This is a genomic window from Eisenibacter elegans DSM 3317, from assembly GCF_000430505.1.
Taxonomy (GTDB): domain Bacteria; phylum Bacteroidota; class Bacteroidia; order Cytophagales; family Microscillaceae; genus Eisenibacter; species Eisenibacter elegans.
In genome coordinates, this window is the sequence record NZ_KE387152.1 from 468454 (window position 1) to 493616 (window position 25163).

Below are 25163 nucleotides of genomic sequence, written 5' to 3' on the forward strand. Positions count from 1 at the left end.
CCGTCGATGCGTTATTTTTGTACTTATTTCAATCAAGGGTATCTGTCGAGAGGGCTGTGCCTTTGGGAGTCGCTAAAGGCACAACTCCCCCAAGGTTTTCGGCTATACATCTTGGCACTCGACGAAGAGGTGGAGCGCTTTTTTGCCCAAAACCCCTTTGAGGGGGTTGTGGTCGTGCCTCTGGTGGCTTTAGAGGCGCATTACCCCGAGCTGCTTCAAGTAAAGCCCACCCGCACAACGGTAGAGTATTATTTTACCCTTACGCCCTGCTTGCCCAACTACCTGCTGACAACATATCCCGAAATAGACCTCATCACCTATGTGGATGCGGACATTTACTTCTTCGCCTCGCCGGAAGTGATTTTTGAAGAAATGGGCGAAGCCTCCATACTGCTAGTACCCCACCGTTTTTCGGAAGCCAAAAAGGGGCTGGAAGTTTATGGCCGTTACAATGTGGTATTTAATAGCTTTCGGCGCGATGCCGACGGCCTGCGCTGCCTGCAATGGTGGCAAGAGCAATGCCTTGCGTGGTGCTACGATAGGGTAGAAGAGGGAAAGTTTGCCGACCAAAAATACCTGGATTACTTTGAAACCTTGAGCCAAAAAATAGTCGTTACGGCTAATAAGGGCGTAAACTTGGCCGTCTTTAATGTAGACAATGGACAACTGAGCCGCCAAAAAGGACGTTATCTGGTGGATGAAAATCCATTGGTGTTTTATCATTATCATCATTTGAGGGAAATACATCAATATGTTTTCGACATAGGCGTAGACAATGAGGTGTTTTACTTTAACCCTGTTCTTGTGTCGATTTATAAGAGGTATATTCAATCGATGTATAAGTTGACTAAAAAGTATAGTATAAAACCAACAACAAATGTTCGTTATCATTCAGTAGGCTTGTCAGGAGCCAAACTACGAGATAGGTTGATTTATGGTTACTCACTGGTGGTACATCCTTTGTATGCGGGTGGAGTACATTTGCAAAAGCCCTATGAGCGGTATCTGAAAATAAAAAAAATGTTTGCAAACAATGGCAAAACTACTCAACCTTAAAACCTTTACAGATGCGCGGGGCAACCTGACTGTCATCGAAAAGGTGATTCCCTTTGATGTCAAGCGGATTTTTTATATTTACGGAGTAGACGACTCGGTGCGTGGTGGTCATCGGCATCATCAAACGATACAGGCGGCGGTGTGTATTCAGGGGCGGTGTACGATTTATAACCACGATGGTCAAGCAGAGGTCGAATACCTGCTCGATGCGCCGCACAAATGCCTGATTTTGGAGCCTAAGGACTGGCATCAGATGTATGCCTTCAGTCCTGATGCGATTCTGATGGTGCTGGCTTCTACCCATTTTGACCCCAACGACTACATCTATGCGCCTTATTGAGTACGAAAACCTCGCCAAGCTCAACGCCCCCTTCGAAGACGCATTCCGCACGCAGTTTGAGGCCGTGCTGCAAAGTGGGTGGTATATCTTGGGGCATCAGGTGCAGCAGTTTGAGCAGGCCTTTGCCCGCTACTGCCAAGCCGAGCACTGTGTGGGGGTGGCCAATGGTCTCGAAGCCCTCGTATTGGCACTCAAGGCCTATGAGTTTCCGGCGGGGAGTGAGGTCATCGTCCCTTCCAATACCTATGTGGCCACGGTCTTGGCCGTATTGCAGGCAGGGCTGCACCCGGTGTTGGCTCCGCCTGATATGGCAACCTATAACCTTGACCCACAAGCCCTCCCCCAATACATCAGCCCGCGCACGGTGGCGCTGATGCCCGTACACCTCTATGGCAAGCCCTGTGATATGCCCGCGCTCTTGTCCATTGCCCAAGCTTACGGCCTGAAAGTAATCGAAGATGCAGCCCAAGCCCACGGTGCGAGCATCAGCGGGCAGAAAGTGGGCAGCTTTGGCGATATGACCTGCTTTAGCTTTTACCCTACCAAAAACTTGGGGGCGTTGGGTGATGGCGGCGCTATCACAACCAACGACGCTGCCCTGGCCGAGCGACTGCGCACCTTGCGCAACTATGGCTCTCAGCAGAAGTACTACAATCAACTACTGGGGCACAACTCTAGGCTGGACGAACTACAGGCCGCTTTTTTGGCCGTCAAACTCCCCGAACTTGACCGTATCAATGCCCACAAACAAGCGCTCGCAGCCCGCTACCTAGAAGGGCTGAAGGCTGACTTTATCAAGCCTGTACTACAAGAGGGCTATACCGATGTGTTTCATATCTTTGCCGTGCGGCATCCGGAGCGCGACCGCCTGCGGCAGTACTTGCTCGATAGGGGCATCAAGACCGAAATACACTACCCCCTGCCCCCGTTTAGGCAAGAAGCCCTCCAAGGGTACTTTGACCCCGAGGCGCACCCCCTTGCCGATACCATTCACCGAACGATTCTGAGCCTGCCCTGTTCCTTTGCCCACCACCCGGAAGAAATCGAACAGGTCATCGAGGTGATGAATGCGTTTTGAGGTAATACGTGTTTATTTGTCATTGTATCATCAAGTTATATACTTATCTCTAATGGCTATAACATACCCAAAAATATCCATTGTTACACCTAGCTATAATCAAGGGAAGTTTATTGAAGAGACCATTTTGTCAGTGCTGAACCAGAACTACCCTAATTTGGAATATATCATCATTGATGGAGGTAGTACCGATGAAACAATAGATATCATCAACAAATATGCGTCTAAACTGAGTTATTGGGTGAGCGAACCAGATGGCGGAATGTATTATGCAATACAAAAGGGCTTTGAAAAATCTAGTGGCGACATTATGGCTTGGATTAACTCAGATGACAAGTATCACCCAGGAGCATTTGACATTATTAGACAAGTATTTGAGCAATTTCCTATGGTGGAATGGCTCACAGGTATTCCCACGGTGTGGAATGAAAGTGGCCTCTGTGTAGCCGTAAACCCGCTATATAATTGGTCTAAGTATGAGATGTATTCAGGAGAATACTATCAACAACAGCGTTGGATTCAACAAGAGTCTACTTTTTGGCGGCGTTCGTTATGGGAAAAAGCAGGAGGGTACATGAATACAGAGCTGCAGCTGGCTGGAGATTTTGAATTGTGGCTGCGATTTTTTCAATATACGAAACTATATCCTTTACAAGCTTTAATCGCAGGGTTTAGGATACAAGCAGAACAACAGACCGCCATAAAGTATGACAGCTATCTCAAAGAAGCTTATGAGTGTCTCCAACACAAAATCACCCACTTAGATGACCAAACAATACGTACAATGAAGCAAATCAAAAGCTATAACCGGTGGCTAGAGTGGACTAGTAGAGTAAATGTATATCGCTGGCAAGAACAACGTTTAAGGCTGCTCGATTACCCGCCAAGGGTATGTTACAATTTTAAAAAGAAGCTTTTTGATATTGCCCCGATAGTATGACACCCCCTCTAGTTTCCATCATCATCCCGACATACAATGCGTCAGCGACCTTGTCCAAAACGCTGGAAAGTATTGTGCAACAGACATACCCTCAAATAGAAGTATGGATTGTAGATGGACAGTCTACCGACCATACCCTCGAAGTCATCCAACAATATACGGAACAGCATAGTTATATGCAGTGTGTTTCTGAGGCGGATAAAGGTATATTTGATGCCATGAACAAAGGAGTAGCTTTGGCAACAGGTGAATGGCTCTATTTTTTGGGGGCAGATGATGTGCTTTTACCTAATGGTATTACAGATGTTTTTGGGCAGTGTGATTACCAAAACCTCGACTTTGTATATGGCAGTATCATCAGCCAAAGCAGCAACAAGGTGTATGATGGCTTTTTTTCCTTGGCTAAGATTATGCGACAGGGCATCTGCCATCAGGCTACTTTTACCCGAAAATCGCTGTATGATACCATTGGCCTCTTTGATTTGCGTTACAAAGCCGCCGCCGATTGGGATTTCTCTTTGAAGTGCTTTGCCAACCCCCAAGTACGCATACAATATGTGGAGGCGACAGTGGCTGTTTATGGTGCCTCAGGATTTAGCAGCTATTACTATGACACTACTTTTCGGAATCAGAAAGAACAACTATTGCTGAATTATTTCCCAAACAAAGACAAAGCGTTTTACTGCGCTTTCGGGGACTTAGTGTTTAACTTATACAAAACAAGAAACTATCGACACGCACTGTATGCCAGCTTGTTTGTGGCAAAATCCACCGGACAGTGGGGGTATTATCTTAAAAATGCCGCATACTGGCTAAAAACATCCATATTTACCAAGTATGACACCGTCTAATGCCTCTATCCCCTTAGTCTGCACCATCAATGCGGCCTATGCGCAACACTTCGGGGTGATGTGTGTATCCTTGTTTGCCCATAGCCCCAAGCAGCGGTTTGAGGTGTACCTTGTCTGTAGCGATTTGTATGAGGCTGACCGCCGCAAGCTCCGGCGGCTTTTTGACCAAGGCGGGCATCAGCTCCACGTATTACCTTTTCAAGAAACGCTGGTAGCTCATTTTCCCCTGAGTGCGCACGCACACTATGCCAATTATTACCGCCTGTTTTTGGCCGATTTGCTCCCCCCGCAGCTCGACAAGGTGCTGTACCTAGACTGTGATATGATATTCCAAGGCGATATTGCCCCGCTTTGGCAAACCGACCTTGGCAACTACTGGGTGGCGGCTGTAACGGATGTGAGCGTAAATAACCCACAAGCCCGTCTGCCAATGAAACAAGAGCGCTATTTCAACTCAGGTCTGATGCTGGTCAACCTTGCCAAATGGCGGACAGAAAAACTCAGCCGCCAAGCGACAGCCTTTGTAGAAAGCTTTGAAGGCACACTCAACAGCTGGGACCAAGACGTATTGAATGTCCTTTTTGATGGCCATTGGCTCAGCCTAGACCTACACTGGAACGTACAGTCTTATTTTTATGACATCCCTGACGAACTACTCACACAAAAGCCTGACAAAAACGCTATCTTAGCTGCTAGGGCACGCCCGGTAGTAGTACATTATACGGCAAGTATTAAACCATGGCAGCCTCATTCTACACACCTCAAAAAACAGTTATACCAGCATTATCAACAGCAAAGTCCTTGGCGACAAACCCGTTGGCAAAGTTGGTATCAAATGCTTAAAAACCGCATCCCTGTATTATGAAACAGGCCAAAACTTCTGCTCCGATTATCTTCATACATTATGGCAATTCGCCGTATTTGAAGTATACATTACGCTCAGCCCAATTGAGCAATCCAGATAAAGAGGTGGTGCTGTTGGGCGATGCAGACAATCAGCACCTCCGGCAAATGGGGATTAGTCATTATCTGTTGGAAAATTACGCCCAAGGCAAAGAAATTGAACTGTTTCATCAAGTATATCGACACGTAGCAGGCAAAAAACATATGGCCAAAACCTTTGCAGATCGCTGGCTGAAGTTTGTTTTTGAGCGCTGGTTTATGATGTATACCTTTATCAAAACGAAAGACATCCAGCAGTTTTGGACTTTCGACTCTGACAACCTCTTGCTTAGCTCTTTGGCTCAGTTTGAGTCTCAGCTGTCGGCATATGACTGTACCACACAGTGTATGGATACTTGTATGAATGGCTTGATTAATAACCAAAAGGTCGTAAAAGGGTACATCGACAAAATCAATGAGTTGTTTCAACGAGAAACTTATTTGGCTCAGCAACAAGAAGAGTTTGATACCAAACATCCTGACTATGCCTTTACAGAAATGAGGGCTTTCAAAATTTATCGTGATGAAACGGATATTCAGACCTTCCGACTTCAGACGATTGTCGACCAAAGCGCCTTTGACGAATGTGTGGCCTGTACCCATCACGAGATGCGGATGCACCCCCAAGCACTATCCAACGGGCAAAAAATGAAACAGTTGTTTATCAACGCGCAAAAGGAAGTCTTTTCTTACTATGAGCCGGAGCAGCGCTATATCAAACTCCATAACCTGAATATGAGCTGGATACCACAGTACTTGACCAAACGTGTGTATGACTATGTGTTTGAGAAACCGCTGCGCTTCGAGCACGCAGAGGAGCTAAAACTGATTCCCGTTAACGAGCCCATTGGTGTTAGCATACAGCGGCAGTCAATGGCATTTTGGAATAAGGGGAAGCGGCGACTTCTTAAGATTATATCAAAATAAGTATGTTAGGAAAAACACTCCATAGACTTCGGGTTTTGGCGGCTTGTCTGGGGCTTCGCGATGGATGGCGTGTCGCTTATCATCACTGGTGGCGCAGGGATTTGCACAAACATCACCCCTTCCTTTTTCAGGAATTGGTAGTGTTGTTACACCTTGCCGACCAAGGGGCGCATATCCACAGGCAAGGAGGCTATTGCCTCATCAATACGCAGCTGAATGGGCAGGCCTTTAGCATACGCCTGCGCAAGCATACCAGCGACTTTTTTATCTTCGCCCAAATCTGGATTCGCCAAGACTATGCTGCGTTCATCCGGCAGGTGTGCCAAACCCAAAGCCCCGCACCTCAATACATTATAGACGCTGGCGCCAACATAGGACTGGCAGCACTATATTTTACGGCCTATTTCCCCCAAGCGCATATTATCGCTCTGGAGCCGGAAAGCGCTAATTTTGCACAGCTCCAATGGCACTGCCGGCACAATCCATCGGTGCATATTCAGGCATTACAAGCCGCACTTTGGCATCAGGATACACACCTATATCTCGACCAATCGTTTCGAGATGGCTCCCATAGTGCCTTTGCCGTAACTACAGTCCCCACAACGGCGCTAACACCCACACAGGCTTTTAGCCCCAAAACATTATGGGCGCAGCACCAATGGCCAAGGATAGATATTTTCAAAATAGATATCGAGGGAGCCGAAAAAGAACTCATCAAAGCCTCCGATGACTTCTCGGACTGCCTAGCCCACACGCAATGGTTGGCCATAGAAGTACACGAAGAACGCATCTCACTCGCCGAGGTAAGGGCTTATTTGGAAGCGCGTCAATTCCAGATAGCCCACAGCGGCGAATACCTCATCGCCCAAAAAAACACCTAACAATATGAAATCCATGCTCAAAAAAATATTGCCCGGTACAGTCAAACGCGGCATCAAACGTTTGTTGGGTATTCCTATCCCCGAAAACATCCACAAAGAAGTATACAGTGCCTATGCCGGCAAAACAATCCAAGAAGGGCAGGCTGCCGGCGACATTATTTATGAGCAGTTGGCTTCCGGTAGACCTTTGATGGTAGCACGCATAGGCAGCACAGAGCAAAGCTGCCTTACCAACTACATCCACTTGCGCCAAGGCAAGGCCAAAGAATGGAACCCTGTGGTAGTCGCCGAAATGTGGCACGCATCCGGTTTTTTTTCCAATACCCCACCTATGCTGGAACGGTTTTGTGAGCTTTTCGAACAATCGCTGACCACGGTAGATACCCTCGGGGTTTGGTTTTTGCCCGGCGAGCGCTATATCTGCGAAAATATCTGCCCTCAAGCTTCCTTCATTCATCTCAAAGACATCGAGCCTTACTACCACCCACAACCTTGGAGCCGTATTTTGGAAGGCAAAAAGGTGCTTGTAATCCATCCTTTTGCCCAAACCATTGCCCGGCAGTTTGCCCAAAACCGTACCAAGCTCTTTGCCAACCCTGCCGTATTACCTCCCTTCGAGCTACAAACCATTACGGCTGTACAATCGATTACTTACAACAGGCCTGAGTTTGCAACTTGGTTTGATGCCCTCGACCATATGAGCAACCAAGCCGCTGCCCTCGATTTTGACATAGCCATTATTGGCGCCGGCGCTTACGGACTGCCCCTGGCAGCCCGTATCAAGGCAATGGGCAAGCAGGCCATCCATATGGGCGGAGCCACACAAGTATTGTTTGGGGTAATGGGTCGGAGGTGGGAGCAGATGCCTTTTTTCCAGCAAATGATGAACGAGTACTGGGCGCGTCCTACTGGAAGCGAAAAACCGCCAAAAGCTGACACGATGGAGGGAGGCGCTTATTGGTAAGTTTTTGGGCTACCCCTCTTGTAGCTTGCGGAGCGCTTGACGGACGGCACTTTCTATTTCTTCGTCCAAGAGCCAATGGTAACGCAACAGTGTTTTACCGTAGCGTTCCTCATACACCTGAGCATCGTAGCGGGCAATGGCAAGCAGGGCTTCGGGCTGGTTGATGGTACGGAGTTTGGCAAAATAAGGCTGGGCAATAGAGGGGTTGAGCGAAGGCACACGCACCAGCATCAGCCAAAACCAACACAACAATGCTTGATACTGACTAGGAGTGAGGCTGTCAGGTGTAGGGAGTTTGAAAACACGCAAGGCCTGATGCCAGTAATCTGCTATGCGGGTAGTAGTGAGCGAGAGTTGGCGCATTTGCTGAAAGCATTGTTCATACACCCGTTTGTTGTGGGTGATGAGGTTGATTTGAAGGGTTTGATACAACACATCTTCGGGGTTAGCAAAGCCCACCTTGTGGGCAAAATCCCGACAGAGGTCAAACTCCTGTTTGTGGATGCGGCGGTCGGCAGCCACCATTTTTACAATATCCTCAAGCTGTGCTTGTTTTTCGGCATCCGTTCGGGGCAATACTAAAGGGAGTTCGCCTTCGTGTTGTAAAATCCCGATGACATCCATTCTCGAAAGCCCTAGCAAGACCATTAGTTGAGAGAGGGTTTCGCGCTCTTCATCCACCATCTGGTTGTCGGCCATAGCGGCAATGAATACATTCTGAAAATAATCGATGCGCTGGGTTTTGTTGAGTGTTGTGGACATAAGCTGAGATTGGGTGATAAATGCTGGCAGCCACCAATTTGGCACGAAAAAGGTGTGTATTGCTTTGGCCTATAGCAATTGGTGAACCCTTGAAATTTGAAAATTTTCGTACATAAGACTAGAACGTCAAAATGACATCATCACGCACTGAGAAACAAAAATCTTACCACAAAAAACTCCTAAGCAATAGCGCTTAGGAGTTGGGAGGCATTAATCTAAGGCCAAAAAGCGGTCGGGGTAGTCCGTAATCAGACCGTCTACCCCCATTTGGCGCATCTTACGCATATCGTCTGGTTCGTTGACTGTCCAAGGGATGACCTTCATCCCCTTGGCTTGGGCCAGACTGACTACGGAGGCATCGAGCAGTTTGAAGTAGGGGCTGTAGACCTGTGGGATGAAACCTAGACGCTCAAGGTTGGCATCGAGTCCGTCTTGGTTCTCTACCAACAACACCAGCGGCAGGCTCGGCGCTAGCTGACGCATCGCTTGGAGAGTGCGCACATCAAAAGACTGTACAAAGGCATACTCCTCTAGGCCTAGCGCCTTGATTTCGGCATAGAGCAAGGCTGCAAAGCGGTTGGGGCGTGGGTGGTACAGGTCGTCGCCTTGGGGCAGCGACTTGGTTTCGATGTTGAACAAGGGCAACGGGCGTTTTTGGGCTTCGCAATACGCTTTTACGGCCTCTACCACTTCGCGCAAGGTAGGCTTGGCGGCTTTTTGGGTTTGCTGCTCGGGGAAGCGCGGGTTTTGGATGCTGCCACAATCGTAAGCCTGAATGTCGGCCAAGGTCATTTGGTAGATATTCAACTTGGTACCGGCGAGACTGTCGAGGGGCTTGCCCTGTGGGTCGGTACAGATAGTGGCATTGAACCAAGGCTCGTGTGAGACGACCAACTGGCTGTCTTTGCTCACCACTACGTCCAGCTCCAGTGTATTCACGCCCAGCTCCAGCGCCTTGAGGAAGGCCGGAATGCTGTTTTCGGGCAACAAGCCGCGTGTGCCTCGATGGCCTTGGAGGTCAAAACCGGCGGTGGCTTGTGTGGTGCTGTCGGTAGTATCGGTATCGGTAGTTTGGGTGTCTGTCGTTGATTGACAAGCACTTAATGCCAAGCATAGTCCCAAAATACTTGCAATAAAAAAGGAATGAAGGTATGCCATAAGGTAGTGTTGGGTGTGTGTAGATGGTGTGTTTTGGTTAAAATTCACACTTTTCACCCAAATATGCGCAAAGCCAAGGTCAAACTTGTTTTATCAAATTGTTACGATGCTACCAACGTGTTCGCATTCTACCAACGTATCGCAACTACGTTGGTAGCCCTTATGGACGAATTCTCAAAAATACGCTGCTTTGAGTCGGAGGCCGGTATCCTCGGGCAGACCAAACATCAGGTTCATATTCTGCACGGCTTGTCCTGAGGCACCTTTGAGCAGGTTGTCTATCATACTGATGATGAGGAGCTTGCCCTGGTGTACTTCTAGGTGTAGCAGGGTTTTGTTGGTATTGACTACTTGCTTGAGGTCGGGGTTTTGGGCGACGAGGTGCACCTGTGGGCTGTCGGCATAAAAGGCTTTGAAAAGCGCTTCGGCCTCGGGGCGGTCTGCTTCCCAGTGGGTGTAGAGTGTGGCCATAATGCCCCGCGTAAAGTTGCCCCGCATAGGGATAAAGTTGAGCGCCTTTTGGAAGCCGGGTTGTAGCTGCCGCAGGCTTTGCCCTATTTCGGCCAGGTGTTGGTGTTCGAAAGCCTTGTACACCGACACGTTGCTGTTGCGCCAGCTAAAGTGGCTGCTAGGGCTGAGTTTTTGACCTGCACCGGTAGAGCCGGTGATGGCGTGGATATGCACCTCGTCGTGGAGTGCTCCGGCCTGTGCCAGCGGCAGCAGTGCCAGCTGAATGGCCGTCGCAAAGCAGCCGGGGTTGGCGATGTATTGCGCCTCGCGCAGGGCAGGACGGTTTAGCTCTACCAAGCCATAAACAAAGCGGTTGTCGGGGCTGTGGAGACGGAAATCTTGGCTCAAATCAATCACACGCAGGGCGGCAGGCGGCGTATTTTGGGCCATAAAGACTTCGGCCTCGCCGTGGCCTACACACAAAAAGAGCAGGTCGATGGCCTCAAAATCAAAGGTTTCGCAAAAGCGTAGGGCGGTATCACCGAGCAGGTCGCGGTGGGTGCAGGCTACCAGCTGCCCCGATTGACTCTTGCTATGTACCCAGACCAGCTCGGCCATAGGGTGGATGAGTAGCAGGCGGATAAGTTCGCCCGCCGTATAACCGGCGCCGCCAACGATGCCGATGCGGATGGGGGTATTGGGGTTGTGCATTATTTCTGAAGGCTTTGGTAAATCTTGAGTTGGTTGGCCAATATCTTGGTGAAGCCTTTTACGTCTTCGCCGCTCCAGGCGCTGTTCATCTCGCCATATTGACCAAAAGAAGACTGCATTAGGTCATAAGGCGACTCGATGCCCTCTAACACAAAGCGGTGAGGGTGTAGCTGTACCCATACCGTACCACTGACGCGGGTTTGGGTATCGGTCAAGAAGCTCTCGATGTTGCGCATCACGGGGTCGAGGAAGAGCGCCTCGTGGAGCATCATCCCGTACCAGTTGGCCAGCTGTTCTTTCCAGTGTTGTTGCCACTTGGTGAGTGTATGTTTTTCGAGCAGGTGGTGCGCCTTGATGAGGATAAGGGGGGCGGCAGCCTCAAACCCTACCCGGCCTTTGATGCCGATGATGGTGTCGCCTACGTGGATGTCGCGCCCGATACCGTAGGGCTGAGCCAAGGCTTGAAGAGCTTGAATGGCCTCTACGGGGCTGTCGAAGCGTTGTTCGTCGAGACCTACTAGCTCTCCCTGTTGCCAGTGGAGGGCTACCGTGCGGGGTTCGGTTTGGGTGAGGGGCGTAGGATAGGCCGCATCGGGCAGGACTTGGCGCGAGGTCAGGGTTTCGCGTCCACCAACGCTTGTACCCCATAGACCTTGATTGATAGAGTAGGCGGCCTTTTCCCAGTTATCGTGTACGCCGTGGGCTTGCAGGTAGGCAATCTCGGCTTCCCGAGAGAGGCGCTGCTCCCGAATGGGGGTCAGAATCTGAACCTCTGGAACCAATACTTGAAACGCCAAGTCGAAGCGTACTTGGTCGTTGCCAGCGCCTGTGCTGCCGTGGGCAATATAGGCAGCGCCTAGCTGCTTGGCGTATTCGGCAATGGCTAGGGCTTGGAACATCCGCTCGGCACTCACCGACAGCGGATAGGTTTGGTTGCGCAAGATATTGCCAAACAACAGGTACTTGACACACTGCTGATAAAAGGCTTCGGTTTTGTCGAGTGTGGTATGGGAGGCTACCCCAAGGGCATAGGCTTTTTGCTCAATCCGCGCCAGCTCTTCTACACTGAACCCGCCCGTGTTCACAATGGCCGTATGTACGGTCAGGCCGCGCTCTATGGCAAGGTATTTTACACAATAAGACGTATCGAGGCCGCCACTAAAGGCCAGTACTACGGTGTTGTTGGCTGTTTGGGACATGGGGTGTAAGGGTTAGGGGTCAATGGGTGGAGTAATTGATGTTGTATGGGTAGGCGGGCGTAAGCGGCTTAGGGGCTGAGCCAAGTAGCCTTGCGGCTTGCCGCAAGCTACAGGTGAAGACCCGACCCGAAGGGGAAGCCCCAAGAAAAACGCGTAAGCCGTGCAATTTTTGTATGGAAGAGGGGGCTAAAAAAGCCGCAGGCGCTCCCGTAGGCTTAGCACGCCGCCAGAGCCGGCACGGCTGCGCTTTTGCTCTTTTTTCTCTTGGCGCTTTTGTTTGGTTTCTTGTACACGTATCAGCACATGTTGCTTGAAGCGCAACCAGCGCTCATATACTTTAAACTTACGCCACTTGCTTTTATTTTCTTTTTGTTGGTCTTTTTCTTTGGGGTCGAAGAGCATCCCGGTACAGAGGCAGTGCTTGCGCTCGGTGCGGGTGAGGATGTCAAAATTGATACAGCTTTGGCAGCCCTTCCAGAACACATCGTCTTGGGTAAGCTCCGAAAAAGGGACGGGTTTGTAGCCCAGCTCAGAGTTGATTTTCATGACGGGCAGGCTTGTGGTGATGCCGAAGATTTTGGCATCAGGGTATTTCTTGCGCGATAGCTCAAAGACCTTGGCCTTGATGTTGCGGGCTACGCCCGTGCTACGGAATTCGGGGTTGACAATCAGCCCAGAGTTGGCCACATACTGCCCGTGGCTCCACGTTTCGATATAACAAAACCCTACAAAGGCTTCGCCGGCCAAGGCAATCACCGCCTTACCCTCCAGCATCTTGCTGACGAGGTAGTCCGGGGAGCGCTTGGCGATACCGGTTCCTCGAATGCGGGCCGATTCTTCCATCATGGCGCAAATCTCTGCGGCGTATTGTGTGTGCCCCTCGTGGGCAACAAAAATTTGAATGCCTTGCATAGGTATAATAGGGTAGGGGGTGGAAGAGAAACAAAACTGAGGAATGAAATCGACCAGGTAGGTTTTTTGGGGAAACCGTCTGAACCTACGCTTGCCACATAATGCCGCAGCCTCGGGTCAACAAAACAACCTGATATAGGAAGGGAGCAGTAGCAGTTTGTATAAATGACTATCCGTAGCCACTCAAATCAACCAGAAAATGTGGGTCAAAAACTGCAACGAGAAGAACAAGTCCTGCAAAGAGGATAGGTGTGTATTACGCCCTACGACGAAGACGCAAGTGCCGCCTGACAGCGAGCAACGGAAAAATACACGGGACTTGTTGTGGTTTCATAATGGCGACAAATTTAGCGAACTTTCGCTATGTTCCAAACTTTTGAAGGAAGATTTTTTTAAAGTTTTATAAAATACATTATGTTTAGTTTTTTGAATCTAAACCAACAATGACTACGCACTATCAAATACCGAGTATGCACAAAAGCCCCCTTGCCGGACTAAGAAAGGACTGAGCTGACTTGTTGAGTCAGTAACGAGGCTATAGATTTGACCTACAGTTTGAGCTGTAGGCTTCAGAAATATCCAGTGTAAGTTTTTTCAGCCTTTATAATTTGAATTTTTGGAAAGAAATCACACAGTGAGTTATCTTTTTTTGATGCTAGGCATCTTACTAAAGAATACACCAAGGTAGCTCAGATAGCATTGTTGCAAATATGGGGATATTATTGTAGTTGTTGTTTGTTTTTTAGCATTTCAAAATTTGTGTGGATTTGCTAATAATCCACCAGCAACTGCTATGAGCATATTGCTGTGCTTGTGTGTATATTTCTATACTCTCAAGCTGCGGGTTTTTGAAAGATAAATCCTCAAGTACGGGGTATTTTGTTGTTGATACTGGCATTTTGCCTCAATCACTATCTCTAGAGATGATAGAGAGAAGGGGGCTACTGATTGGACTTCAGCCAGCGGCCTCCCGTTGCTTATTTAGGGTATTTCAGAGGCTGTAGGGAGCTTTTCATACGATGGTGGCCATCTTTCAGGGGTATAACCACTGATGCTGAGTGGTATGGGTTATACTATATCCAATCAAAATTGGTATAGGAAACACGCCAATGGATATTTTTAAAATCCCATAGTTAAAACTGTGAGCTAAGTCTCATTATACTCCAAAAATGAGGCCTTAGTTTGTCTCGGAGCTGTTTGTCCAAAAATGTCCAGTGGCGTGTATAGGAAATGTATCTATTGAAAATCATCAAGAATCAAATAAATCTTGGTATATTTTGGGGGCAGGGTCTTGGTGTTTGACATAGGTGGATGGCTATGGCCGATAGGAAGCCAATCCAGCGACAAAAAAGCACTATCAGCGAACCAAAACATCGCCCTGCCCGTAAAGTCTATCACGCTAGCCTACTTGTCAATACTGACAAACTCCCTCACAGGCCAAAGGGTGTAACAGTCTATAGATAGATACCCCCCGGCATAGCCAAAAAGCTTTTATGAACACAAGCATCAGTACTTATAGCGTCTCTAGGTTAGTTATTGGGTTGGTTGTATGGTTTTTTGTAGCCCCTTGTTATGGCCAAGTGACCTCTTCACGAGTGGTAGTCGTAGGCGATTCAGCCAAGGATTTCAACAACCCCTCCAAGTTGGTAGATTATTATTTGCACCAAGCTGAGGTACTTTTTTGGCTAGATGTGTTACAGAGTGAACAGTATGCCCAAAAAGCACTAAACCTAGCCCTAAGACTCCAACTGCCCACAAAGGAGGCGCAAGCTTATCTCTGGTTGGGGCAGATTGAGGCCTTTCGAGACCCGGCCATTGCTGCCCGATACTATGCCAAAGCCGAGAAAAAAGCACTAGAACAAACCAAAGATTTTGGTTTACATGCCGAGGTATACAGGCAATTGGCCAATTTTTATCTCAAATTGGAGCAATATGACCTTGCCATACAATATCTGCAAAAGTGTAATCTTTTGGCCAAACAACATAGACCTGATATCACGGTCTATGGGATAATGGGACATATTTATGCCAAGCAAAAAAATTTGCCGGCAGCCATCGAGGCCTATCAAAAACAGCTTGCTTTTCAGAAAAGAAACAAAAATTGGAGTGCCTTGCCCTCTACATTGAGCGAAATGGGCAATGCTTATTATCAAGTAGGCAACTTCGACCAAGCGCGAAACTGCTACCTCCAAGGGATACAAATTGCCCAAAAATATGGAGATCATCGCAGCCTAGGATTTTTGAAAGATAATGTAGGCTTGTCTTTTTTTAAACAAGGGGAGTTCAGTCAGGCGCTAGTGTGGCAACAAGAGGCTGTCGAACATCGACGCTCCGTAAACAGTGAGTCGGAGCTGGCTGTTGGGCTTAACAACATAGCTTCTACCTTGCTATCACTTGGCCAGCCCCAGGCTGCCATTCAGACCTTGGTAGAGAGCTATCCGTATACATTGCATCCCAAACACATCAGGCTACGCCAGGAGGCCAGCCAGCTTCTAGCCAAAGCATACGAACAGCAAAAACGTTATGATTCAGCGTTCTTTTATATGCAAGTAGCCCATACTTGTGGAGACACCCTACGTCAGCAGGAGCGAGAGCGAGCCCTGAAAGGCACTGCTGCCATCATAGAGGTACAACAGCAAAAGTATGAAAACACCATATTGCTCCAGAAAAACAGGCAGTGGTTTTGGGTAAGTCTCTTACAGGGGGTTGCTGTATTGCTGGTACTTGGGATTGTTTTGCTGCTCATCAGACAAGGCCGCATAAGCAAGGGGAATCTAGATAAGGAGCGTATCGTCAATCAGACCAAAAACCGCCTATTTGCTATCGTCAGCCACGACTTACGCTCACCTATCAACTCTTTACTGGGGCTTTTCAGCTTGTTCGATAACAACAACTTATCCAACGAGGAGTTTCTCCACCTGACCCGGCGACTCAAAACTAATGTCGAGACGATGAGTTTTACGCTTAACAACCTGTTATATTGGGCCAAAAGCCAACTCGAAGGCATAGAAACAATCCCTAAAAAACACAACTTGGCTACATTGTGTAATGAAAACATCGTACTACACGAAAGCCAAGCTGTCCAAAAACAAATCAACATCAAGCACCAAGTCCCGTCAGACCTCTTTTTTTGGGGTGATCTGGAGCAAATCAACCTCGTACTCCGAAATTTACTGGTGAATGCTATCAAGTTTAGTCCCATAGGTGGAGAAATACAGCTGCATGCCTGCACCGATGGACAATTTCTACTTGTTTCGGTCAAGGACAAGGGTGTGGGGCTAAGTCTTCAACAACAGGAGGCGCTCTTTACCCAAGCCCTCGCAAGTACCCCCGGAACCGCCCGCGAAAAAGGTACAGGGCTAGGGCTGATGCTCTGCAAAGAATTTGTAGAAAACAACGGGGGGCGTATCTGGGCCGAAAGCCAAATGGGGCAAGGCAGCATCTTTTATTTTACAACTCCGCGTTTTTGGCCTTGATTTAAGCGGCTTCACCTGCCACGAGACTTAAACCACAGTTTTAATTGTGGGCTTTAGAAATGTCTAGTGGGGTATGTCGAGAGCTTGGGGGCAAAATGAGGACAATAGCGGCCAAAACCAAAAATGTCTGATGGCGTATCGGCTTCATACAAAAACTACCCACTTTGGTTAAGTAATCAGGTGGTTTCGGCAAGTATTGCACAAAAAATAAACCGTATAAGACCTGTAATACGTATTTATGCGCACATAGTTATCAACCCATTACAAGCCCTAAAAAAGATGACATCATTCCAAAAACTCCTACATTAGCCGGACTACTGTATATCGCAAGCAACAGTCCACTACAAGCACAAACTGTTAATAAAGAAAAAGCTAGACAATTGATAGACGAATTATGCAATTGTTTTGAGGCCTTTATCAACGGCCTTGACCCTGCTGTCAAACAATATATGTACGATGTAAAGGACTTGGGGATGGAAAAAGCCCGCGACAAATTTGGGAAGTTCGCCGGTATCGTTCCCGAAGCCCGACAAAGACAAATCTTTGAAGACCTGATGCGGATACAAAAGTTTGATGAGGAGTTTAACGCATTTGGCTGTGATTACAAACAGTTCCAAACCCTTGAGGTAGAGGGAGGTGCATACCACATCGTAAGCGAATACCTGCGATACAGCCCCAAGTGCGCACTGATGAACCTCGTATTCGCAGCCGGTGGCCGGTAGGGTTTAATAATCTACGGTGAGGTAGTGGTTGTGAAAGGTAAAGGTACATTGCCTTTCTTCGTAGCATATTGGAAACTAAGCCCTTATTATTTTGGTTTAGCTAGAAGCTAAGGGCTCAATTGCAGATGTATTCAATACCTCTATTACCTTATTATCATTAATTTTATGCTACAACAAGTAAGTGTGCGCTGGGCTTTAGCTCTCTGCCTGTTATTAATCCAAACGGCTACCTATGCCCAGACGCTTTACCCTTTCCCCAATGACGACGGACTTTGGGGCTATGTAGACCACACAGGGGCGTATCAGATTGCCCCACAGTATTTGGGAGCTTCGCTTTTTGTGGAGGGGCGGGCTTTTGTAACCCTGCCCAGCGATGTTAATCAGGACTTATACCTGTCCCAAATCACTTGTATCGACCACACCGGCAAGGTGTATTACCAATGGCCTATGGCCGGCAATACAGCGGGCATGCTGCTCCTCAATATAGGGCGCTACTTGATGCCCGGCGCTGGACTCATCACCAAGCCCTATGTTTCTGAAGAGACTTCTGTCAATCAGCAGTATGTCTATTATGACTACAACAGCGGCATGCTACGCCTGAGCATTACCACTGAGTGTACATATATGTGTTATGCTACAGCTTTTGATAGCGGAAGGGCTTTCATCGGGCTAAACGATAGTACCAAGGCCTGTATCGACTTGGAGGGAAACATCCGCTGGACAGTCTCAACACCTGCCAACGGCGTGGGAGACTTGTATCAAAGTGCCTTCGATGGCGGAATAGCAGTACAACATATAGAAAAGGCTGAGTGGGGCGAATGGCAAATTATTGATATAGACGGAAAAGTAGTTTTTTATCCATTGGATACCACTCAGTGGCATATCGACGAAATCAGCCACCCTTCTGAGGGCTACTGTTTTGTGGTGGCTTATGCCAAAACTCCTTCTAACAAGGAGCTTGATTACACCGAATTGGCGTATTTTATAGTCAACCTCAACACCCGACAAGTTAGCCCACTAAAAGACCTAAAGCTACACTATAGCTCGCCCATTACATATGTGATAGGCTATGAGTTTAGTGAAGGCTTGGCCTTGGTACAAACATACTCTGGCGAGCTTACTAACGGCATACAGCAAACATATATCCGACCGGATGGCTCTCTGGTCGAATTTGATCCTACTACTGATGCGCTAGGGTATCCTCAAAAAACACTGTTTCAGCAAACCGAGTACGAAAACGCAAACCTCATCGGAGGGCTATATAAGGACGGGCTTGCGCCTTGGGTGGTGTATAGGTATACCGATACTAACACAGAATACAAGGTTTTTTATATCGATAATCAGGGAAAAGCAAAGTTCGTATCAGGGTGGCTAAAAGAATAGCCTGATGGTACACTGTTGGATATTTTCCAAATTCCACTGTGGACTAAGCCTCACATTGGGGTAAAATGAGACTTAACCCACAGTTTTAACTGTGGATTTGAAAAATGTCCAGTAGCGTGTTTGGGAAATGTGTGTGCTGAGAATCTTTGAGAATCAAGAAAATCAAATCCTATAAATCCTCAAATTTTGGTATACCTTCGGTAAATCTGCAACAACTCATTAGCTGCGTGGCTTGGGGAGCGTAGGCCTTCAGACACTTCCTTACTCAATGCTTTGAGCAAGGTTTGTACCTGTGGGTGATCATAGAAATCACTTTCCAGCTTGTGGCTAATGCTGCGGTACATCCAGTCGAGGTTTTGGGCTTGGCGGCGTTGTTGCCAATAGCCGTTGGCTTGGGTGTGGGCTTCGTAAGCCCGTACCTGCTCCCAGAGCTCGGCAATACCTGATTGCTCCAATGCCGAACAGGTAAGTACTTGTGGCCACCAACCAGAAGCTGCCGGAGGGAAAAGATGCAGCGCATTTTGGTATTCCAGTTGGGCGAGGCGTGCGGCGGCGAGATTTTTGCCATCGGCTTTGTTGATGGCCAAGAGGTCGGCCATTTCCATAATCCCCTTTTTGATACCCTGTAGCTCGTCGCCGGCTCCTGCCAAGAGCAAGAGCAGGAAAAAGTCGACCATTCCGTGTACCATGGTCTCTGACTGGCCTACGCCTACTGTTTCGATAAACAATACTTCAAATCCGGCGGCCTCACAAAGCAACATCGCCTCTCTGGTACGGCGTGCGACCCCCCCCAAGGATTTGCCCGCCGGCGAGGGGCGAATATAGGCTCTTGGGTTCATCCCGAGTTGCTCCATCCGCGTCTTGTCGCCTAAGATACTGCCCCTGCTACGCTGGCTGCTGGGGTCTATGGCCAATACGGCTAGATGATGCCCCAAGGTATCGGTCAGGTAGGTGCCTAGGGCTTCGATAAAGGTACTTTTCCCCACTCCCGGCACGCCCGTAATGCCAACCCTGATAGCCTTGCCAGTATGAGGCAAAACCTGCTCCAAAATTTCCTGAGCCAAGGCTTCATCACTGGCCAAGGTACTTTCTACTACTGTAATGGCTTGGCTGAGCAATACGCGGTCTTGAGCCAAGATACCGTCGATATAAGTTTGGGCGCTATGTCGTTTGGGTGAAGACACTTATATAGGTAATGTATTTTTGAGTTCTTGAGGGATAAATAAGGTATTAAGGATTCAAAAATACCCATTCTCAGCACATCAAGCACAAATTCTGGATTAATTTTTAGGATAATCAGGACTGTTATTGTCACTTCAAGCAGTATGGGCAATTCCCAGAAAACATAAGCACTAGAAATACACAAGCCTTTCCGAGTCTGTAAGCGACAGGGAAAGGCTTGTTGGTAGGGCTTAGGCCAAAAACTCTTTGAGGTCAAGATTGTCTAAGAAGGCGGTCGTATAATCGCCGGACTTGAACTGCTCGTTTTCCATCAGCTTGATGTGGAACGGGATAGTTGTCTGTATTCCTTCAATGACAAACTCTTCGAGGGCACGCTTCATCCGAATCAGCCCCTCTTCGCGTGTTTGGGCACTGACGATGAGCTTGGCAATCATCGAGTCGTAGTTGGGTGGAATGCTATAGCCGGCATATACGTGGGTATCGACACGCACACCGCGCCCTCCGGGGATATGGAGATTGGTGATTTTGCCTGGCGAAGGACGGAAGCCGTTGGCAGGGTCTTCCGCATTGATACGACACTCAATGGCGTAGAGTTGAGGATAATAGTTTTTGCCCGAAATGCGTTCTCCTGCGGCAAGCTTGATTTGCTCCTTGATAAGGTCAAAGCTAGTAACTTCCTCAGTGATAGGGTGTTCTACTTGGATCCGGGTGTTCATCTCCATAAAATAGAAGTTTCGGTATTTGTCTACCAAAAATTCTATCGTACCCACACCTTCATATTTGATGGCTTCTACGGCTTTTACGGCGGCTACGCCCATCGCTTCGCGTAGCTCATCGGTCATAATAGGAGAGGGGGTTTCTTCCACCAGTTTTTGGTGGCGGCGCTGAATGGAGCAGTCCCTTTCTGACAAGTGGCAGCCATTACCGTATTGGTCGCCGGCTACTTGTATCTCAACGTGGCGCGGCTCTTCTACAAATTTTTCAAGATAAATACCTGCGTTGCCAAAGGCAGCTTCGGCCTCAGTACGGGCGCTGTTCCAAGCTTTTTCAAACTCGCTGTCTTCGCGGATGATACGCATCCCACGACCACCACCACCGGCAGTAGCCTTGATAATAACAGGATAGCCTACTTCTTTGGCCAGAGTGCGCCCCTCTTCGAGGGAGCTGAGCAAGCCATCGGAGCCGGGAATCACAGGCACACCAGCAGTTTTCATTGTATCTTTGGCCGTGGCTTTGTCGCCCATTTTCTCAATCATTTCTGGCGATGCCCCAATGAACTTGATGTTGTGTTCGTGGCAAATGCGCGAAAATTCGGCGTTTTCGGAAAGAAAGCCGTACCCAGGGTGAATCGCATCGGCATTGGTGATTTCTGCCGCCGCAATGATGTGCGGGATATTGAGATAAGATTGCTTGCTGGCTGGACCGCCAATACAGACAGCCTCATCGGCAAAGCGCACGTGGAGGCTCTCTTTGTCGGCAGTAGAATATACTGCCACGGTCTTGATGCCCATTTCCTTGCAGGTACGGATGATGCGCAGGGCGATTTCTCCTCGATTGGCAATGAGTATTTTCTTGAACATTGGTGTTGTTGTTGGGTGGTCAATCACAAAAAAGCAAGCCTGACGCTTGCTATCGAGAAAATAGAAAATGAGCGCGCTTAGATTGGCTCAACCAAGAACAGCGGCTGGTCATATTCTACAGGACTGGCATTGTCTACCAATACTTTGACAATGCGGCCCGAAACTTCTGATTCAATTTCGTTGAAGAGCTTCATAGCCTCCACAATACAAACTGTCTGACCAGCTTTCACCTCGTCGCCTACATTGACAAAAGAGGGGGATTCCGGGTTAGGAGAACGATAAAAAGTACCTATCATCGGCGACTTGATGGTCAGCAAGTTTGCTTCGCTGGCCGCAGGAGCTGCCGGAGTGGTGGTAGCGGGGGCGGCTACTGTTTCAGCAGGGGCGGCTACTGTTACGGGGCTGCTGGCTACTGGAGCCACGGCTTTAGGCGCTTCTACCAAAACAGCGCTGCTGCTGCGCTTTACGCTGATTTCAAAACTTTCGGTTTTGATGCTTACCTCATCGAGGCCGGACTTAGAGATAAAGTCTATGAGGTCTTGAATATCTTTTGGTTTCATAAGATTGGATTACAACAGTGTGTTAAGAGAAGTAGGAAGTACAAGGCTGGGGACTATTGGCTGTCGTAAGCCCACTTGAGATAAACAGCACCCCAGGTAAATCCGCCGCCAAAGGCTGCCAAGACGAGGTTTTGGCCGCGCTTGAGCTGTGGTTCGTAGTCGTGTAAACAGAGCGGAATGGTTGCGTTGGTCGTATTGCCATATTTGTGAATGTTGAGCATCACTTTGTCGGCAGGCAAGCCCATATGTTGGGCAGTGGCATCAATGATACGCTTGTTGGCCTGATGTGGTACGAGCCAAGCAATATCTTCGGCTCGAAGCTGGTTACGCTCCATAATAGTACCGCTGGCCTCGGCCATACGCTTGACAGCGTGCTTGAATACTGCTGCGCCCTCTTGGTATACAAAGTGTTCGCGGGCGGCTACGGTCTCGGCATTGGGTGGGCGGCGGCTGCCTCCGGCTTTTTGGTGGAGGTGAACCCAGCCGGCACCGTCTGATTGGAGCACAAAGTCCAGCACGCCATAAGGTTCTTCACTGGCTTCGAGCAAGACCGCTCCCGCGCCATCACCAAAAATGATGCAAGTTGCACGGTCGGTATAGTCTATGATAGAAGACATCTTGTCTGCGCCTACTACCACTATTTTCTTATAAGTCCCTGCTTTGATAAACTGCGAGGCGGTAGAAAGGGCATACAAAAAGCCCGAGCAAGCCGCTTGCACATCATAACTGAAGGCATTGCGGATGCCCACTGCATCGCAGATAAGGTTGGCCGTAGCCGGAAACACAAAGTCGGGGGTCGTAGTGGCGCAAATGAGCAACTCTACCTCCTCAGGAGCGGTATTGGTTTTGGCCAACAACCCTTTGACGGCCTCGGTAGCCATATGAGACGTACCCAAGCCCTCTCCTTTGAGAATACGGCGCTCCTTGATGCCGGTACGCTCGGTAATCCAAGTGTCGGTAGTGTCTACCAGTTTTTCCAGCTCTTGATTCGTCAGGATATACTCCGGGGTATAGGTATGAACCCCGCTGAGGCGTGCGTAGGTTTGAGTCATGGCTTGAGGGGGCCTTTCGGTTAGTTATTCTGTTCTTTGAGCGAGTGTTGTATTTTTTGGTACAACTCTGCTTGTGTCAGCCTTTCAGACAGCATAATGGCGCTACAAATAGCCTTATCATTAGACACGCCGTGTGCTATCACGACATTACCATTGATACCAAGTACGGGGCTTCCTCCGATGACTTCATAGTTGAAGTTATCAAAGAAGGGGTTGCTGTACTGTTGTTTTTTGAGAATTTCGTAATACGATTCAGCCATCTTGATGACCACATTACCCACATATCCGTCACAGACAATCACGTCGGCAGATTCGTTGAAGAGGTCACGCCCTTCGATATTGCCTACAAAATTGAGGCGCTCGTTTTTCTTGAGCAGTTGGTGCGCGGCTTGTGTGTGGAGATTGCCTTTTTGCTCCTCTTCTCCGAGGCTTAGCAAGGCTACTTTGGGGGTGTCTGTCTTGAAGACGTGTTGGCAATACATAGCGCCTATTTCGCCAAACTGCGCCAATACTTCGGGCTTACAGTCGGTGTTAGCGCCTACATCTAAGATGATGCCGTAGCTTCCGTCGAGTTTGGGTACGTGGCTGATAATAGTAGGGCGCAATACGCCGGAGATTACCTGTACACTAAAAATAGCGCCTACCAACATAGCGCCCGTATTACCGGCGCTGCAAAATGCGTCTACCTCTTTGTTTTTGAGGAGTTGGTAGCCAATACTGATGCTCGATTGAGGCTTTTGTGAAAGGGCTTTGGTAGGGTGCTCGGCCATCCCAATTACTTGGGGAGCATCTACAATTTCGACATTAGCCGGAATACCCTCCGTAAATTCGGCACGGATGGCCTCTTCTTGTCCGACTAAAACTAAGGTGGTGTCTTTACTGACTTCTTTGGAAGCCAGTAAAGCGCCTTGAACTACAGCTTTGGGGGCAAAATCGCCGCCCATTGCGTCGAGTGCAATTTTCATTAGATGACAGTTGTGGTGAGCAATACTACAGCTTTCGCTAAGATTCGACCAAGTTACGCAACTGACACGAATTCTTCAACTACTTTCTTGCCTTTGTAGTACAAATCACCATCTACTACGTAAGCGCGGTGGCGCAAATGAGGCTCGCCGGTTTCGGGGCATAGCACTACATTTTTGGCAGTAGCTTTATAGTGGGTGCGGCGTTTATCGCGGCGGGTTTTTGATATTTTACGCTTAGGATGTGCCATATCTCAACGCTGTTTTAAATTGTTAGAACTTATTTATATACTTGAAAATCAATTGGATTGCGAGTTTTTAAGCTTGCGAAGCGCTTCCCAGCGGCTGTCTATAGGGCTATCCTCGTCTGGGCTAGCAGGGGTGTTTTCGGAGCTATAGATGAGGGTCTCCTCTACGGTGTCATCATCGGCTTCATTACGGAAGCGAGGGTGCAGCTTTTTCATCGGAATGGCCAAAAGCACAAACTCATAAACAGGCTGTGATACATTGATGACAGCTGTTTGGCGGTCAATAATTTCTAGCTCATCAGTAATGGTCTCGGGAGTATCCCCAAACTGCCATATCAACTGCTGTTTTACCGCAATGGAATGCTCAAACGGCTCTAGGCTGCGGTCGCAGAGCAAAGTCAAACTGCCTTCTATATTGAAGTGGAGGTGCAGCATGGTTTCGCTTTTATCCAAAACCAAAGCGATTTTGAGCTGCGCTTTTTCTACAGAAGTATGCGCAGTACCCTCAAACAATGTCTCATCAGCAACGAAACTGAATTCGTGCTGGGTATTCTTGAGGGTGCTGATGGTAATATCAAAAGCCGATGCTTTCACTTGCTTCAATAATTGATGCTTTCAAAAATAGAACTGCAAAAGTAGACAGTTATTTTCAATTTTGAAAGTCTTGCAAGTGATTTATTTGGGTTTGGGCGTTGGTGCTTAGGCAGAAGGCAATATATACCCAATCAGAATTGTTTGGGGAAATATAGGCACTCAAAATTTTTAAACATCAAGAAAATCAAAGCCTGTAAATCCTCAAATCAAGTGAATCCTAGTACAAAAAAATA

General features: G+C 48.3%; 24 protein-coding genes. 12 read left to right on the plus strand and 12 right to left on the minus strand.

From position 1 onward, the window contains the following. The first annotated feature begins 6 nt into the window (after positions 1–6). Genes G499_RS19870 through G499_RS0112335 form a run of 9 tightly spaced genes read left to right on the plus strand, consistent with a single transcriptional unit; the run spans position 7 to position 7979 of the window. Positions 7–1056 (plus strand): hypothetical protein, encoded by a 1050-nt coding sequence (locus G499_RS19870; RefSeq protein WP_027000193.1) that lies wholly within the window; start codon positions 7–9, stop codon positions 1054–1056. After that, positions 1034–1396, plus strand: coding sequence for a sugar 3,4-ketoisomerase (locus tag G499_RS0112300; RefSeq protein ID WP_027000194.1), 363 nt, complete (start codon positions 1034–1036; stop codon positions 1394–1396). The genes G499_RS19870 and G499_RS0112300 overlap by 23 nt, the downstream gene beginning before the upstream one ends. Beyond that, positions 1383–2474 (plus strand): DegT/DnrJ/EryC1/StrS family aminotransferase, encoded by a 1092-nt coding sequence (locus G499_RS0112305; RefSeq protein WP_027000195.1) that lies wholly within the window; start codon positions 1383–1385, stop codon positions 2472–2474. Before G499_RS0112300 ends, G499_RS0112305 begins: the two co-directional genes overlap by 14 nt. Positions 2475–2526: 52 nt before the next feature. Further along, a complete protein-coding gene (locus tag G499_RS19875) occupies positions 2527–3414 on the plus strand; it encodes a glycosyltransferase family 2 protein (protein WP_051296217.1) in 888 nt (295 codons plus the stop codon). Next, positions 3411–4265, plus strand: a complete 855-nt coding sequence (locus tag G499_RS19880; protein WP_081413780.1) for a glycosyltransferase family 2 protein — start codon at positions 3411–3413, stop codon at positions 4263–4265. The genes G499_RS19875 and G499_RS19880 overlap by 4 nt, the downstream gene beginning before the upstream one ends. Then, entirely contained in the window at positions 4252–5130 is an 879-nt protein-coding gene (locus tag G499_RS0112320; RefSeq protein ID WP_027000196.1) for a glycosyltransferase family 8 protein, read from the plus strand. Before G499_RS19880 ends, G499_RS0112320 begins: the two co-directional genes overlap by 14 nt. Continuing rightward, a complete protein-coding gene (locus G499_RS0112325) occupies positions 5127–6134 on the plus strand; it encodes a hypothetical protein (protein ID WP_027000197.1) in 1008 nt (335 codons plus the stop codon). Before G499_RS0112320 ends, G499_RS0112325 begins: the two co-directional genes overlap by 4 nt. A gap of 2 nt (positions 6135–6136) precedes the next feature. Next, positions 6137–7015: an FkbM family methyltransferase gene (locus tag G499_RS0112330; protein WP_081413781.1), complete on the plus strand. Its 879-nt coding sequence runs from the start codon at positions 6137–6139 to the stop codon at positions 7013–7015. Between the two features lie 4 nt (positions 7016–7019). Beyond that, positions 7020–7979, plus strand: coding sequence for a hypothetical protein (locus G499_RS0112335; protein ID WP_154658432.1), 960 nt, complete (start codon positions 7020–7022; stop codon positions 7977–7979). A 9-nt stretch (positions 7980–7988) separates the two neighbouring features. On the opposite strand, the gene G499_RS0112340 is transcribed toward G499_RS0112335, so the two are convergent. The 5 genes from G499_RS0112340 to G499_RS0112360 form a co-directional block, all read right to left on the minus strand. Next, on the minus strand, positions 7989–8741 hold the full coding sequence (locus G499_RS0112340) for a hypothetical protein (protein WP_027000200.1): 753 nt from the start codon (positions 8739–8741) through the stop codon (positions 7989–7991). A gap of 210 nt (positions 8742–8951) precedes the next feature. Continuing rightward, positions 8952–9899, minus strand: coding sequence for a glycerophosphodiester phosphodiesterase (locus G499_RS19885; RefSeq protein WP_035727348.1), 948 nt, complete (start codon positions 9897–9899; stop codon positions 8952–8954). A 174-nt stretch (positions 9900–10073) separates the two neighbouring features. Next, entirely contained in the window at positions 10074–11060 is a 987-nt protein-coding gene (gene argC / locus G499_RS0112350; RefSeq protein WP_035727349.1) for an N-acetyl-gamma-glutamyl-phosphate reductase, read from the minus strand. Further along, positions 11060–12259 (minus strand): argininosuccinate synthase, encoded by a 1200-nt coding sequence (locus G499_RS0112355; RefSeq protein WP_027000202.1) that lies wholly within the window; start codon positions 12257–12259, stop codon positions 11060–11062. Before G499_RS0112355 ends, argC begins: the two co-directional genes overlap by 1 nt. A gap of 186 nt (positions 12260–12445) precedes the next feature. Continuing rightward, on the minus strand, positions 12446–13171 hold the full coding sequence (locus tag G499_RS0112360) for an N-acetyltransferase (protein ID WP_027000203.1): 726 nt from the start codon (positions 13169–13171) through the stop codon (positions 12446–12448). Positions 13172–14664: 1493 nt separating this feature from the next. On the opposite strand from G499_RS0112360, the gene G499_RS0112370 reads away from it, so the two are divergent. The 3 genes from G499_RS0112370 to G499_RS0112380 all read left to right on the plus strand — a co-directional run bounded on the left by G499_RS0112370 (position 14665) and on the right by G499_RS0112380 (position 18752). Then, entirely contained in the window at positions 14665–16647 is a 1983-nt protein-coding gene (locus tag G499_RS0112370) for an ATP-binding protein (protein ID WP_027000205.1), read from the plus strand. Between the two features lie 380 nt (positions 16648–17027). Then, on the plus strand, positions 17028–17369 hold the full coding sequence (locus tag G499_RS0112375; RefSeq protein ID WP_027000206.1) for a hypothetical protein: 342 nt from the start codon (positions 17028–17030) through the stop codon (positions 17367–17369). A 165-nt stretch (positions 17370–17534) separates the two neighbouring features. Further along, the gene (locus G499_RS0112380) at positions 17535–18752 is read left to right on the plus strand and encodes a WG repeat-containing protein (RefSeq protein WP_027000207.1); all 1218 of its coding nucleotides are present in this window, start codon (positions 17535–17537) and stop codon (positions 18750–18752) included. Positions 18753–18931: 179 nt separating this feature from the next. On the opposite strand, the gene meaB is transcribed toward G499_RS0112380, so the two are convergent. From meaB to G499_RS0112415, 7 genes are all read right to left on the minus strand, one after another. Next, positions 18932–19936, minus strand: a complete 1005-nt coding sequence (gene meaB / locus G499_RS0112385; protein ID WP_027000208.1) for a methylmalonyl Co-A mutase-associated GTPase MeaB — start codon at positions 19934–19936, stop codon at positions 18932–18934. A 228-nt stretch (positions 19937–20164) separates the two neighbouring features. After that, positions 20165–21514 (minus strand): acetyl-CoA carboxylase biotin carboxylase subunit, encoded by a 1350-nt coding sequence (accC, locus tag G499_RS0112390; protein WP_027000209.1) that lies wholly within the window; start codon positions 21512–21514, stop codon positions 20165–20167. Positions 21515–21591: 77 nt separating this feature from the next. Then, the gene (accB, locus tag G499_RS0112395; RefSeq protein WP_027000210.1) at positions 21592–22074 is read right to left on the minus strand and encodes an acetyl-CoA carboxylase biotin carboxyl carrier protein; all 483 of its coding nucleotides are present in this window, start codon (positions 22072–22074) and stop codon (positions 21592–21594) included. Positions 22075–22127: 53 nt separating this feature from the next. Then, positions 22128–23126 (minus strand): beta-ketoacyl-ACP synthase III, encoded by a 999-nt coding sequence (locus G499_RS0112400; RefSeq protein ID WP_027000211.1) that lies wholly within the window; start codon positions 23124–23126, stop codon positions 22128–22130. 20 nt (positions 23127–23146) lie between these two features. Beyond that, a complete protein-coding gene (gene plsX, locus G499_RS0112405) occupies positions 23147–24091 on the minus strand; it encodes a phosphate acyltransferase PlsX (RefSeq protein ID WP_027000212.1) in 945 nt (314 codons plus the stop codon). 53 nt (positions 24092–24144) lie between these two features. Next, positions 24145–24339 carry a 50S ribosomal protein L32 gene (gene rpmF, locus G499_RS0112410; protein ID WP_027000213.1) on the minus strand — a complete coding sequence of 65 codons (195 nt, stop codon included), beginning with the start codon at positions 24337–24339 and terminating at the stop codon, positions 24145–24147. Between the two features lie 48 nt (positions 24340–24387). Further along, positions 24388–24930, minus strand: a complete 543-nt coding sequence (locus tag G499_RS0112415) for a YceD family protein (protein WP_154658433.1) — start codon at positions 24928–24930, stop codon at positions 24388–24390. Between the last annotated feature and the right edge of the window lie 233 nt (positions 24931–25163).